This is a genomic window from Natronomonas salsuginis (assembly GCF_005239135.1).
Lineage (GTDB): Archaea > Halobacteriota > Halobacteria > Halobacteriales > Haloarculaceae > Natronomonas > Natronomonas salsuginis.
Genome location: NZ_QKNX01000005.1, coordinates 197285 through 212055 on the forward strand (window position 1 = coordinate 197285; position 14771 = coordinate 212055).

The 14771-nt window shown below is 49.2% G+C and carries 10 protein-coding genes and 1 pseudogene; 5 read left to right on the forward strand and 6 right to left on the reverse strand.

Annotated elements, in window-relative coordinates; genetic code table 11:
* Positions 1-165: 165 nt before the first annotated feature.
* Positions 166-1749 (forward strand): ABC transporter substrate-binding protein, encoded by a 1584-nt coding sequence (locus DM868_RS12590; RefSeq protein WP_170964513.1) that lies wholly within the window; start codon positions 166-168, stop codon positions 1747-1749.
* 181 nt (positions 1750-1930) lie between these two features.
* Here the strand turns inward: DM868_RS12590 and DM868_RS15565 are convergent.
* From DM868_RS15565 to DM868_RS12605, 5 genes and pseudogenes are all read right to left on the reverse strand, one after another.
* Positions 1931-2167 (reverse strand): annotated as a pseudogene (locus tag DM868_RS15565) (IS5/IS1182 family transposase); the annotation flags it as partial.
* A 506-nt stretch (positions 2168-2673) separates the two neighbouring features.
* Positions 2674-3006, reverse strand: coding sequence for a transposase (locus DM868_RS15830; protein WP_394347534.1), 333 nt, complete (start codon positions 3004-3006; stop codon positions 2674-2676).
* 133 nt (positions 3007-3139) lie between these two features.
* A complete protein-coding gene (locus DM868_RS15835; RefSeq protein ID WP_394347535.1) occupies positions 3140-3343 on the reverse strand; it encodes a hypothetical protein in 204 nt (67 codons plus the stop codon).
* Positions 3344-4097: 754 nt separating this feature from the next.
* Positions 4098-4859 (reverse strand): IclR family transcriptional regulator, encoded by a 762-nt coding sequence (locus tag DM868_RS12600; protein ID WP_137277181.1) that lies wholly within the window; start codon positions 4857-4859, stop codon positions 4098-4100.
* Positions 4860-5553: 694 nt separating this feature from the next.
* Positions 5554-7572 carry a CocE/NonD family hydrolase gene (locus DM868_RS12605; RefSeq protein WP_137277182.1) on the reverse strand — a complete coding sequence of 673 codons (2019 nt, stop codon included), beginning with the start codon at positions 7570-7572 and terminating at the stop codon, positions 5554-5556.
* A gap of 1084 nt (positions 7573-8656) precedes the next feature.
* On the opposite strand from DM868_RS12605, the gene DM868_RS12610 reads away from it, so the two are divergent.
* From DM868_RS12610 to DM868_RS12625, 4 genes are all read left to right on the forward strand, one after another.
* The gene (locus DM868_RS12610) at positions 8657-8890 is read left to right on the forward strand and encodes a transposase (protein WP_137277193.1); all 234 of its coding nucleotides are present in this window, start codon (positions 8657-8659) and stop codon (positions 8888-8890) included.
* A 95-nt stretch (positions 8891-8985) separates the two neighbouring features.
* Positions 8986-9861 carry a polysaccharide deacetylase family protein gene (locus DM868_RS12615; RefSeq protein WP_137277183.1) on the forward strand — a complete coding sequence of 292 codons (876 nt, stop codon included), beginning with the start codon at positions 8986-8988 and terminating at the stop codon, positions 9859-9861.
* Between the two features lie 440 nt (positions 9862-10301).
* A complete protein-coding gene (locus DM868_RS12620; protein ID WP_137277184.1) occupies positions 10302-10973 on the forward strand; it encodes a hypothetical protein in 672 nt (223 codons plus the stop codon).
* Positions 10974-12658: 1685 nt separating this feature from the next.
* Entirely contained in the window at positions 12659-13855 is a 1197-nt protein-coding gene (locus tag DM868_RS12625; protein WP_137277185.1) for an MFS transporter, read from the forward strand.
* A 47-nt stretch (positions 13856-13902) separates the two neighbouring features.
* Here DM868_RS12625 and DM868_RS12630 read toward each other — a convergent pair.
* The coding region (locus tag DM868_RS12630; RefSeq protein ID WP_137277186.1) for an RNA-guided endonuclease TnpB family protein at positions 13903-14771 on the reverse strand (869 nt) is incomplete at its 5' end.

Here is a 14771-nt window from a genome sequence, read left to right on the forward strand (position 1 = left end):
TCAGCAGTCGGATTAGCGGGCTGTAGTGAGGGTTCGAGTGATCCTGAGGGTTCGAGTGATTCCGAGGAGCTGGGCGAGCGCGTGCCAAACGTCGTTATGTCATACTGGACGGATCTACCACCTTTCTCACCCGCGCAAGAGAAGTCGATGGGCCCTTGGAAAAGTATGTTCGAGCAGTTGGGTATTGCCATGGAGGAAAAGCCATTGGCAATTACAGAGGCAGTCCAATCGGCCACGGTCGACGCACGAAACTTTCACATCTGTAACTGGTCAGCTGCTGGAACGCCAAGGCGGCTTGATCCGTCTGATGGCTTAGTCAGATATACCGTACCTAATGCGGGTGTTGCCGGCGGAGCAAACTATTCACAGTATACCAATTGTGAGTATACTCACCTGGCCAATCAATCAACAAGAATTACCGACGAGGACGAGCGTCGAAAGACAGTCAATGAAGCTTTCAAAATAATCTCGGAAGACTCTGGCGTCATCACTCAATCGAATATCCCTGTCTTTGGTGGATATAATAAACGGATTGAGTTTAAAGGAGCTGGTACTATGAACGTGCAGACGCACTTGTGGCACCTCCGCCAGTCAGAGGTCAAAGACGGTGAGAACGTCATCGTTTGGGCCAGCACACCTGGCTCACTGCAGAAGATCAATAATCCAGCTCCGCTATCTACGGCAATTAGGAGTAATCTCATTTGGTCACCACTTTTCGAGTACTCTCCTGAGGGCGAGCTAGAGCCGTGTCTTGCCAAAGATTACGAAGTGTCAGATGATCTCACCGAAGTAACGGTGTCGCTGCGGAATGACGCGGTTTTCCACAACGGAGATTCGATCACAGCAGAGGATGTAGCGTGGTCGTTGTGGTTCTATTTCAACAACCCATCGTATTACTACTGGACAGCAAACCCCCCTTGGGACTGGGAGGCAGACCCGGATTACGGGTTCGCCGAGGTCGTTGACGACACGACTGTGCGCTTCCATCTCAAAGAACCGTACGCTCCATTCATGATACCCCTCTCTCTGTGGGGGATTCTTCACAAAGAATCATCCATCGCACAGGGTGCGGAAGAGAACACCCAAGAATTTGAACCCAACGACCCGTTCATCGGGTCGGGACCGTTCACTGTAAGTGATTTCAGTTCTGGCGAAATCATGCGGCTGGAGCCGCATCCCTACGAACACCCTGTGTCGAATCCCTCACACAGGGCTAACCTCGTTTCATTTGGGGATCCCACAGCAATGTTCGAAGCCTTGGTCTCGGGAAGTGTCGACTGCATTCCAGGCGTGAATTACAATTTCGTTAGCCGGATCGAAAATGAAGACCATCTAGAAACGTATATCCAGGATGGATTTGATGTTCTGTTCGCTGCACCACAGCAAAGCCACGCGCCGTTCAAATTCAAAGAGTTGCGGCAGGCGGTCAGCGCCAGCCTGAACCGCAGGGAGATCAATGCCATTGCATTCGGTGGTAATGGGACTATCGAGATGGCGGACACACTCTTCGTGGAGAGTAATCCGTGGCATCCGCCAGACGAGGCTGTGGTACGACATACCGAGGATCCGACGGGCGAGCCAGAGGTTGGCCGCCAGATCCTCGAAGATGCTGGGTGGGGCTGGGACGGCGATGGCAACCTGCACTACCCACAGGAGGCCGACCTCGACCCAGTCTGGCCCGATGGCGAGATGCCATCCCCCGATGACTTCCCCTGTATCGACGAAGAGGGCAATTACGTCTCCAACTAAGAATCGTTCAATACGCTGTATTCCACGGTCTGGAGCCCCCATCTGAGCAGAAACTGTCTTATTGAACGCGAGATGGCGCCAGAAGGTGGTGGAAGATCTGCCGTTTCACAACGATAGTTACAAGATTTTGATCGCAGGAGCTATAATCGCTGTCACTATCCATATTTGCTGAATGGTCTGGACTGTAGTGTGGTGTCTCGTCGAAATCGAACTCAGCAATTCCATCCGGCATCTCGTTGAGGTAGTCCTCGATTTCTCGGAGGCTCTTTTCCAGTTCGACGCAGAACAATATCAACGCAATTTGTGTCCATTCGGCGTACCCGGCTGCGCCGTCCGTCGCGGCTAGCTAGTCTGAACCGTCAGCGTGCCGTTTGGCAAAGTAACGTCACATCTTGCCAAGCCGTCTGAACGATGTCATATCGCTGGATGGCGTCCACCTCTTGGTTATCTCGACAGAATCTTTCTATAAGAGCGTCTGAAGCCACCGTCAGTCGGCAGCAAAACAAAGTATTCGAAAACCAATCCAGCGAAGATGGGCGTGTTTAGAGTGTCTGACTCTCCTGATCTGTGGTATTCGGTTTCTGTGTCTTCAGGAAGGTTAAGCTCCTCAGAAAGTATGGCCGCAAGCCCACGCTTCCTCTGGCCGGAGTCTTGTCCTTCCTGTTTCCGTTGGCGAATCTTCTCAGCTTGGTCGGTTTTGAGCTGCTATCCTTGAGCGTTGAGTCGCTTCTTGGCTTCTCGACCGCTCGAGGCTATCTTGCTCTCGAGGTGCCCCCGGGAGCTCATCTCCTCGGTTCTCAGGAGCGTCTTCCTTGTCTCCCTTCTCGTCGATGGCTGTTGCCTCGTCGAGAATTCCCTAAATCTCCTCATGGAGGTTGTTCACGCATGCGATCGGCTGTGAGGGCAGCGTCTCCTTGGATGCGCCTACCATCTAGGGCGACTCCTCCGAGGTCGGCGAGGCCGGCTTTCCCGGCGGAGTCGAAGAATTTCCTCGTAGAGGAGTTCAAACACTTCGCGGTTGTCTTTGCGAAAGTCCCTAATCGTGCAGAAGTCTGGCTGTTGGTTCGCCGCTAAGTACCGGAACGCGATGAATCGTTTGAGAAGGCTATGGATCTTACGGGAGCTTCTGACGCCGATGCTGTAGCCGAAGTCGAACACCATGATCATCACCACAAGTTGGTAAGACAGCCGTCCGCGTCCGTCTCGGGGGGCTGGATAGAACGGGTTCAGCTGTCTTTCCGTCTCAAGATAGTAGATCGTATTAGATACGAACCGTTTGAAAGTATCATCTTCGACTCAGTTCTTGGTCGACTTCGGTACTCAACGGTTGATTCGTCGAAACGTGATTACTCCCTTCACCGATGATCAGGTAATTAAAATACTGTGGGGATCAAAAATTAGTGAAATATCTTGATTCACAGTGACAGTTACGGTGTGACCGTGATACGAGAACGTCAGAGTCGCTGACGTCTTGGAGCAGGAGTCGACAAGCAAACTCAAGTGTCTCTGGATCAATCGTTTTATATAATGGCGGCAACTCGGTTGGAATACAATCAATCTCTGTCTCGACTTGGTTTACCACTACGTTCGAGATCGTCTCTACGCCTGTTTAATTCGCTTTTTGAGTGTTTCGTGGCAGTTAAAAGGTGAGCACGGGCTTGACGTGGCAGTCGGTTTTACCAGTGGTTTCGTTACGATGACGGTTTCAGGATATTCATAATAACGACTGCCGCGAAGCTTCTGTAATTTTATACCTAATCTCCGTCGTTTGACTACCTCTGTGTATCTCACGTTCCCAAGTGCGAAACCTACTTGCTATATAATAGTTTTTTCCTAGCGAACAAAACTAAGCGTTCGAACCCTTGAACGGTTAGCGAGTCCGTTGAATAACAATACTAATACTATTATTCTAATCAACCGGACCCGGTTTTGATACCATTGTACGAGTATCTGTTTGTTTCCAAAACCTTCATATAATATATATGATGAATCCTTGGCTGCTATACAAAGCCTCTCATCATAATAATGATTAAAAATAAAACAGTTCTATTGTACCGAACAGATTTATCTACTATGCGCTGCCTTGACTTGATGGAAGTGCTGGTGATCCTCGGGTTATGGGCCGGCAGAAATTCTGAATAGATACCAAAATCCCGTCGAAATTTCTCCTCCAAACACGGCCTTCCCCGTTCCAAGGGGTTCAATTGGTTCGTTGACTACTCGTGCTTCGGAGATCGAGGGAGTATTTTAAAACGTAGGTCGGGTCGTGCTCTGGGGGTTCTATCGGGGTTGTAGATACCGCGGTTCATACTGTTGTTCAAATATATAGTTAATATAGTGTAATTAATTTAGAATACTCGTTTAATATCTTTGCTAAGTTCATCTGCTATTTCATTAAGCTTTGGTTCGATATTGGATTTAATTTCTTTCCTAGTAAGACGGTATGTTGGTCCACCAACACTTAATGCACCGAAAGGGCTCCCATTAGGGAGGAGAACAGCTACAGCGACTGATCGAAGTCCTTCAAGCCATTCTTGATCGATGATGGCGTAACCACGCTCTCTCGTCACTTCTAGCTCATCACGTAGTCTTTCCGGATCGGTAATGGTGTGTTCTGTTTCTTCCAGCAAGCTGTTTTTATCTATAATCTCGGTGACTTGCTCTTCGGGTAATTCTGCGAGAATAGCTTTTCCGGTTGCGCTGGCATGGATGTGGAAATAATCACCCTCTTCAATTCCGACTTCAGTCGATTCATCTGCTTCATGAATGAGCGTCATGATTTTATTATTCACCTTTATATCAAAATCAACTGCGTGATTAAGTTTTTTCGCAAGCTCAGTTGTCCTCTGTTTCGCCAATCGATATCGCTTGTCCCGGGTTTTTGTGTACTGCCCAAGGTGAAAGAATTTCAAACTAAGATAATATATCTCACCTTCTTTAGTAACGTAGCCGTGATGTCGAAGCGTATTCAGATGACTATGTACAGTACTTTTAGAGAGATCTAATCGGCGTGCTATATCAGAAAGACGTGCACCGTCTTCGGATTTGATCAAATGCACGATATCCAGGGATTTGCTCGTCGTCTGCACCGTTTTTGCTTCGTCATTCATGGTAGATGATAATGAATTACTACTAATAAACGTTCTGTTCTGCCGAACGATACAACGACAATTTATTAAGTGCTTAGATACAGCTACTGAGCCCTGTTTAGACGCTCCTGAAGGCGTCGGTCAGCGGTTCTATCGACTGAACAGAATCCACCGACGAGGGCTTCCCCTCCCGATTTCGTTCTTTGAGCACGACCGTATCGAGCGATCTACACCACGTCTAAACAAGGCCCAATTACTGTACCAGGAATCTTGTGCGAAGCGGTACAGGTCTGTGCGTGCGCATCTTCCCTGCGGTATGCAAGCGAGTCGGAGAATTTCGCCGCTGACAACTGCTATGATAGCCAGCCGTTACGCGGGGCTCTCTGAGGAATGGGCATACGTCCCCGCACAAAATATTGAGTTTCCTCGATATATAATCATGTCAATAGCGCGTGAGATAATGGCAATCTCTGTAACCAACAGTCAATAACTGAACGCGTGACCGACATCTTATACACTGTAAGATTGTACTATTCGCAAATGTGGGAAACGATAAAACACAGACAATACGTCTAGGTGTTTCTTTTTAGTAACTCTGATTGTAGATTGTACCCGGATACAGAAAGCTGCTCCGCCTGCATCTCTCAGAGGTACTCGTGAAGCATCAGCGTTTGACGTGAAATCCGCCTGAGATCCGGGCGGCAGGCACTCGGCGTTATGGTACGGTATCTAGGAGAGCTGTTCGCCATCTCTCGTCGAAGAGTGTTTCTCCATCCCGCACCACCATGGTGTGGGCGCTCGCCCAATCGGTGTTTGTGTGCGTATTTGCTGTCACTTCTATCTCTTCGTCCGGGTAATCAAGCACAATTATTATTTCAGCGTCAACTTCCCATGACAGCGGGTCACTCTCGAAAACAGACGCAGTCATCTCTCGAGAGTAGGTCATGGTTGCTCCGGGCGTGTGTGGGAGCTCGATATCACGAGTATCGAACGTCTCCGAAATGACTTTGCCGGTCCGATGGTCACGAGTAGTCGTCCAGTTACTAGAGGCATTGGAGACGAAATCTCCGCTGAGAGGAACACTCTCGTCAGGTTCGTCCATGGTAAACGTGTTGGAGAACTCCACCTGGTCCGAATGGACTTTGCCGGGGAAGGTGATAGTCGAGGGGGCATCCGGACTCGAGTTGATAGTAAACGACCCGTCGCCACACGTCGGGAGCATAAATGGGAAGTACGCGGAACTGATCGCGACACGAATTTTATGTCCCTCTTCAAAGATGTGTGACTTTGGCTTCAGCTTGGTTGTAATCTCATATTCCTCGCCCGGCGTCAAGAGAGATTTCTCAGTCGTGCTGTTACGTTTGCTCACGCGCAAGGCGCCGTTCGCGACGATGTTCGAACTCCCATCGGGACCCACATCGATGAGACGGACTGCCAGCGTGGGATCCTGTGTCGTCGACTTCAGACGGATCGTTGCCTCCCCGGTTCCCGTAAACTCGACAGCAGATGATAACGGCTCCGTCTCAAACGTAAGCGACCGAATGTCATCCGGGATCGAATCCAGCGGCCGATCCGTTGTCGGGCCCTGGACGTCTTGGGAGTACATGCCGACAGTGGGGTCAAAGTCGTACTCCTCATTGACTTCGCCAGTCTCGAAGGTTTCAGTCTGCTGCAAACCCTTGGGTGTGAGTGCGTACGAGAGGGTTTCCGAATCCTCAACTGTCGGCCAGGAGTCTCCCTTGCGCCAGACACCCCCTTCAACCTTTGATCCGCCTTCTCGCTCTGTCCAATAACTAAACTTGGGATAGTCGAGCGCTCCATTATCCTCTCCCTTGAGGAAGTGATCGAACCACTCGACCATCTGGCTGCGATAATCGATACGGGCTTCCCGACCCTGATGGGGAGCAGTATGCCGCCATGGACCAAACAACATGCGTTTTTCGCCCTGCAGCGCTTCAAAGTATTCGAGCGTATTCGTCGGGGTACCGTCCCGGTAGCCGCTGATTGCGAGAGTTGGGACGTCTGACTCTCTGACTTTTTCTATGGAAGTATTTTTTCTCTGCCAGTACTCGTCCTCGTTGGGGTGCCGGAGAAATTGGAATAGCCATGGAGTATCCTCTTTGAGATGGTCAAGGCGATCCATCCAGATATCGGCCCACCGGCCCTCATCATCCCGGTAGCTTGGGGGCATCGCCTGCAGTGCCTGCATCATTGGCGGGAAATGAGCTGTCCCAGCAAACGAGTGGCCACCGCCGTCTATGCCAGCTCGGAATATAATATCATACAGGGAAGTGATGGCGTGCATTGGGACGATGGCCTTGAGAGGCTCAGGATTTTCGGCTGCTGCTTTCATACCCATTGTTCCGGGGTAAGACCTGCCGAACATACCCACGCACCCATTTGACCACTCCTCATCTGCAAGGTAATGGATGATCTGGGAAGCCTGTTCAGCTTCATCGCTGGAGAAGGGCTCAGATTTCCTTCCACTTGACCCACCGGTGCCGATGATATCGGCGGAAATGACTTCATACCCGTGGCGTGCAAGATACTCGATAGATGACCACTCTGAGGCGAAGGTGTACCAGTCATCTTTATGATACGGCATAAACATCAACACAACGGGGCGTGGTTCCTCGACATCGACCGGTTCAAACCGTGTGCCAGCAACTGTTCCTGCGTCAATTTCCATTAGATACTCGTCATGGCGACGTATCTCCGACAGTTTACTGTCCATGGAGCAAGCATCTTCTGCAGTCCACTTAAATATTACTCAACGAATTGTTCAGATTCATCGCCTTCGGTTGACCGCTTCTGGCGCCTGAACTTACTGGTGAAGCGGTTTTCTTGCTGTCGTTCGCTGTTGGTATGCAGAACAGTCGACAGTTTTATTCCTCGTTTAGCGTAGCTCAACCGTACCGATGACTCGTCAAGACAGAACTGAAGATTCAGCCATTTGAGACTCTTTTTTGCCATTCTCTACTCGACCACGGTCGATGCCAGCTACGACTGCGCGCGCGAGGGCACTGATATCCACTCGAACCACGTCCAATCTGCGCGAAGCCTCGCCGCCGATGCGCTCTCCAACTGTCAAGACCGCATCTTCGACGGCAGCAACGCAAGTAAACCCACGTTCAGTGACAGGGTGGTTGTGTTGGTACTCCCACCATCACCTACAACGACGACCATTACACGCTCGCCACCGTCGATGTCGCGTTCGCGCCGAGTACGACGAAGGAACCTCGTACGCGGAGTATTGGGAGTGCAACGAGTGGGAACGCAAGAAGGCAACCTTGCACAAAACGGTGCGTACTACCCCCACGTTTCCGTGAGAAAGATCCTGCACAGATGCATCAACAGCCGAGAATGGAGCCGTTCTCAGCGTTGAGTTCAACGTAGACGACTCACTTGCCGTCACCAGCACAGGCAAGTTCTTCGGCACCGCAGACTACCTCAACCACAAGGGCAACAAGTACGAACGGCGACGTAGACGCCTCCAACAGACAGGCACGCGGTCACCACACCTCACTATTCAGAACATAGGTGACACGTTCGCTCGGTGGAGTGAAGACTACCTGTACCGTGAGCTGTTGTACAGGAAGCCCGCCGTCACGACTGTTCTGCCATTGCATTCGAGGACTTGCAAAAACATCCGTGAGCGCATCTCGAACGCCAGCAGGTTCTAGCGGTGGGCGGTCAGCACCGTACAGGAATACACCGATTACAAAGCCGAAGAGTACGGTATTCTGGCTGATACAGTGTAGCCAGCGTACACGAGTTAACAGTGCAGCCACTGTGAGTGCGGGTTCACCTACGAGGATATTCGTGGTGATGACGAGTTTGAGTGCCTGAGGTGCGAGAGCGAACTCCACGCCGACTACAACGCTGCTTGGAACATCGGGTGGAGGCTTGTCCAGCACTGGCTCAAGTCTGGTGCTGGACGTGCCAACTGTCAGGTGGCGCTGAAGTTGGGGACGCTGAACGCGAACGGCGAGTTTACGACTGCCGAGAGTATCGACGGGATCGGGAGTCCACGGACATGTCCACCGCTTTAGCGGTGGGTACCTGACTAGTGGTACATACGGACATAATAGTTACACAGTAGACAGTCCACCAAAAGTTTAATAAGTCAAAGAAATAACACGCTCCTATGCAGTGGAAAAACGACGCAAAGTGTGCAGTAACGATTTCGTTTGATATTGATGGCAAGGAACGCTGGCTTGCCCGAGCACGTGCAGGCAAGGAAGAGTTTGCAAGTCCATTGCTTTCTCACTACGGAGAATATGGACCAAAAGTGGCAATGCCCCGTATCCTCGGTATGTTCGACGAATATGATATCCCGGGGGGGTTTTTTATTCCAGGTATGGTCGCCGAAGAACACCCCGAGATGACTCAGAAGATCCACGAAGCAGGTCACGAAATTGGCTTTCATGGACATACCCATGCAGGGCTGGCAGGTTTATCCGATGAAGAAGAAGCTGAAGAGTTCGCACGTGCTCTGGATACGTTTGAGAATCTAATCGGTGAAACTCCGGCTGGATACCGGCAATGGTCAAGCCAGAGGACGCTTAATAGAGCGATCGAACTAGGCTTTGAATATGGCAGTATGACGTCTGCGAATGATATTCCATATGTCCTTGAAGCTGAGGCAGGAGATATCATCGAAATACCGGTCCATGCGAGCATCAGTGATACAGCTTACTTCACGTTTCAGTTAGCACCGGTGCTGCCCCATCAAAATGGTATCGATTCCCCATCAAAAGTCTACGATATTTGGAGCTCAGAATTTGACGGGTGCTACAAACGTGGCCGCCTGTTTCATCTTGTCCTTCACCCGCAAATGATAGGGAGACCCCACCGTTTAGAAATGCTTGAGGAGCTAATACAATATATCAAAGGGCACTCAGACGTTTGGATCGCTACACCTCGTGAAATCGCTCGATACTGGCGTAAGGAGCATGCTGATAATTCGATGCGAATCGATCTTAGCGTAGATGCCGACCCTGTGATTTCTAACGAAGACTAGACTATTGATGTTGTCCCTCTGAGTTGACTTTTGCCGCCCTTTCGAAGGTAACCGCAACGAAGTGCTGTACTCAGCGATGAATTTGCCGAGGGCAAAACACTCAATTGCGGCTGCTGGTCGGCCTATTCAGCCTACCATCCAAAGTTACAACAATACTGGACGCATCTGCTCCGGGTCTCTACTGCCTTTGGTACTTCTACTGTACTAGATAACCCTTTAGAATTTGCCATATGAGTTTTAATGATTGTTTATATATCCACTCCTGATGCATAATAGGCCCCAATGCATAAATCGCCAGTTCTCAGGTTGGAGTAGGTTTATTGATTATGCCCAGTTTGCTACGGACAGTAGAGGGTTAGGAAGGTATTTTTACCACTACCTAATCTATGCAGATCCGGCACTCCGAATGGCATATATACCTTGAAGATCAACTTAGAAATATGACAGACCAACATAAGCTTGTTGGTGAACTTTTGCGATCAAACATCTTATCGGAGGAGGATAATTCAAATAGGATATCGCTACACAGTGAGTTTGTTAACCGACGAAATAAACTTCTCTCTGAGAAAATATCAAAAAGTGACACGGAGTCAATAGCTGAGGATATAGAACTATCGTTAGATCTGCCAGTATCTGAGTTGAACGCGGATGTTGTGGGGGCGATCGCCACTCTGGATGATGTCACAAACAATCTGAGTTCTCATGAAATACTTACTTCGGTATTAATAGTCCAACAGATCGAATACAATGGTCCAACCACAAATGTACCCTTGGGCTTTATCCCATTAAATTGGAAGTACTTACCAATATTTCAAAAAGTATATCCAGCAAACGTGCTGTATTGTTGGCGCAACGATTGTAGTCCCTGTGAAAGAGTCAAGTCAGATTTCGAAGAACTCCGGGAAAGCAATCTGATACCGGATGGTGTTGGTCTCGGCGCCCTATACGGTCCATCATGTTCTCGTGAATTACAAGAAAAGTTCGACGTAACTGCTGCCCCTACCACTCTATTTTGTATCGGTAACAATGTTGATTCGCGAATCATCGGTTCCTATGGTAAAAAAGCCTTGCAAGCCGAGATGACTACCATTCACGAAAGAGTTTTCGAGTAGATTTGTGTTCATATTAACTCGGGAGTGGGATATTCGTTTTCGGGGTATTCATGACTGAGTTCAAACGCCTCAGTAGTCACAGCGGCTGGGTTGACCTAGAGTTTGGTGAGCGCGAGCGGACTCCTCACCAGGTCATTGAAGCAGGTATTCTACTGCAGTTGCCAAGAGTATCACTTTTGAATCTCAAACAGTTCTTAAAACGTTGAGTGTCAAGCGAAGCCGCACCGTCTTTTATAATTGGGTACAAAAAAGCGACCTACAGCCAACCACTGAGGCGGAGTGGAATCACACCGAGGTTGACGAGACCGTGATTCAACCCGATGACGAGCGCGGGTGGTGTCCGCTGCTGTCGATCCAGAGTTCAACATACGGTACTTTTCGAGGCGCACAGCGTGCTCGGTAACATGCAACGCGCCCGAGAGCTCTAATTCTAGACGTTGCTCGAAGCGATTAGCGGTCTGCCGGTAGGGGGAATCGCTGATCGTACTGGGACAGAGCAGCTTGAGTGATATTATTCACCACAAACTGCCCCTTATTTGGGTAGTCATGGTCTGAGGAAACAAGTTCATCAGCATATATACGTGGACAACACTCACAGGTTACCTCAAATTCTCCGTTTGGATCACGACTGTTCGCCACTCAATTTTGGGTCCTTCTCTCCGAGTTGGTGTTCCGCTGTGAGTACGGACATCTTCGTTATCCCGTAAAATCGGTGACTCGTTAATCGCTGACCGTTGATTGCTGGGTGGAGTATATGCATTCCTCTATTTGCGAAGTCGCGCCTTTTGAACTTGTTGACCCGTTGCGCGAACTGTAGAACGCGAGAAAGCAGTTCTGCCTGGGTAATCTCAGCTCAGTTCCCATATTTTCCTTACCAGCGATGCCGGCAGAGATGGCGGGATAGGCTCCGTGACGGTGCTCCCTCTGACAATTACTATGAGCTCTACTGCCGGTACATAAGGTTAGACTCAACAGGTCCAACGAGTCGATGCCGAAACCAGCTCGGACTAAACACATGCGGATAAGCAACTGATTTGTGTTTTATAATAGTAGCCCTCTGGGAAACAACCGCCATATTTCGCTCCAGTGAATTTTATAATAAACCTATGAGTATCTTGTGAACATTGGGGGCACCCTTGCCGGGAGATAGCATTGAGTAATAAATAACAACAATAATTTTGTTAGGTTCAATTGATTTATTTGGGCCATATGATCATGAACACTGTAACGCTCTAAACCCGCACTATATTTAAAATGGTTCTGCTCTATCGAACGAATCTCCCTTGAGGCTCACGACTTGCAGAGGATTATTAAATGAATGCCAATATTCGAACCGATATCTGGTAAAACAATTAATATGGTCTGTTGATGTGGCACTTGCCAGAGACGGAGTTTAACCATGCGATTATCAGAGGCTGCAAAACGTGGACGAGACATGTCTCGTTCAGCGACTTTGTTTTCTCAAGAAGGTGTATCAGGGGGATATGGGAGCGAAGCAGACAGACCTGTCACGATCACCCATTTCTTGACGTGCCGCTGGATATAGGCGTGGAAAAATAAAATGCTAAAAGATTTCCCCCGGGCTTTTGCGCCAACCGGAAGACGCCTTACCGACCGCTACTTTTTGTACCAAGTCGATGTAAGCATAGGAGTTTTTATTTAAGGGCCCTTCCAAACCGAGATTGATGCATTCGACCAGTAGTGATCGTGAGTCGATCTTCGGAGGTTACGAAGGTCGTTTACTTGGATTAATATCTTTAGCAACTCTAAGCGGGAATGGTGCACAACTCCTTTTACCACCTCTATTACCAGAGATAATCAACGATCTCGCGATTTCATCGACAGCAGCCGGAATTGGTTTGTCTCTTATGTGGATATTTACAGCTGCTTTCCATTATCCCGGCGGGAGGTTTTCTGATGTATTGACTCGGAAATCCTTACTGATCCCTAGTATTGGGATCATGCTATCTGGATTGCTTTTTATATTAATATTTACTAATTCAATAGGATTTTTCATCGGTATTATTATCCTTGGAATTGGTGCTGGCATCTATACACCAGTAGCGTTTGCGCAACTCTCTGACCTCTATATTCGCCGGAGAGGCCTAGCGCTTGGTGTTAATACGGCTTCTCTGAATTTAGGAGGCTTTTTTGGAGCAATCATAGCAGTTGTCAGTCTCCAGTTTTTTACATGGCGTCAGGCATTTATCCCATTAATTTTTACATTACTTATAGTTATGATATTATTACACTACTATAACGATAGCTCGTATAGTTATTCCGGTATAAATCTTGACCTGACATCTTCTATTAGACGCCTTATTCAAACAAAAAAAATACGCTGGGCTCTCCTCGCGACTGTATGCTTTGGATTCGTGTGGCAAGGAATTTTAAGCTTTTACCCTGTATTCATGCAAGCAGAAAAAGGAATATCTGTGACCCTAAGCGGGATTTTATTTGGTGGAATCTTCCTTATCGGTACTGTTGTGACCCCGGTAGCAGGCAGAGTTGGCGATAATTGGGGCTACCTCTACGTAGGGGTACTGTCAACAGTCCTTACTGGACTAGGTTTATTTTTTATTATAACGTTTTCCACTTTTAAACCCCTCATTCTTGGAACATTTATTCTTGCACTCGGCTTGTCAAGCTTTTGGCCAGCAATGAATACATATTTGTTAAGTTCTTTTCCAATGAAAAACATGGGTGGTGATTACGGAGCGACTCGGACCATCTTCATAATCGCCGAAAGTGCTGGGCCCCTCTATATTGGCATTATGGGCGATTATTCCACATTTAATCTTGGATTTTCAACACTTTTGATTAGCTTGGTGATTTCACTAGGGATAATACTCTTTTTAATTAAGTTCCATGGAGAGGTTTGACATCCTCCCCGCGTTGAAGGGCGAGGATTTCCGACCGCGTTGGGATATTACGGTTCGCGGTTAGCAACCTGTTCTCGTGGGGCGAAACAGCCCTCACTACGGTCGAACAGGTGAACCGCTGGCTGTGCCAACCAGCCGTTATCCCTATCACCGCCATCACAGGCGAGACTCGGGAGTACCTTTTGTCGAATATTCTCCGCACCGTTCACGTCCGCGTTCGCAACCGTATCACACTCCTCGCACACATACAACCCGCGTTCGACACGTTGGTTGTCATCGGTGTGGCCGCACGCTGAACACGACTTCGACGTATCGCGTTCCGACACCAACTCCACGTCGATGCCTTCGGCTTCCGCTTTGTAGTCGAGGAGCGTCGTGAAGCGGTCGAACGCCCACCCGTGCAAGTCCAGATTCCCGTGGTCGCCCCAATTCCGAGAGTCACCGTCCTTGTCGTCCTCACGGATGCCGCCGAGGTCGCCCACGACAAGCGTCCCGACACCTCGTTCGACACACTCCTCAACGATTGCTTTCGAGAGCGCGTGCAAGAAGTGCGTCCGACGACCCGTTCGCTTCCGGTCAAGACGAGTGGCTTCACGAGACGAGGAATCATCGCACTTGGCTTTCTTCCTCGTGAAGTAGTAGTCGTCCTCTTTGAGTGCGCCACCCGGATACAACACCGATTCACCGCCGAACGAGACGGCGGCGACGTTGCAAATCCCGAGATCAACACCAGCCACATCGTCGCCCGGCGGTTCCGGGTCGATAGTGGTTCGACAGACGAATTGTAACCGCCACTCGTCTCGCTTGTAGACGGCCCGAACCTGTTGAATGTCCCACACGGTCAGGTCAACATCCGGGCGAGTCTGGTACTCGCACAGGATGAAGTCTGAACGATGTTCTTTGAGGTTACGGCCTC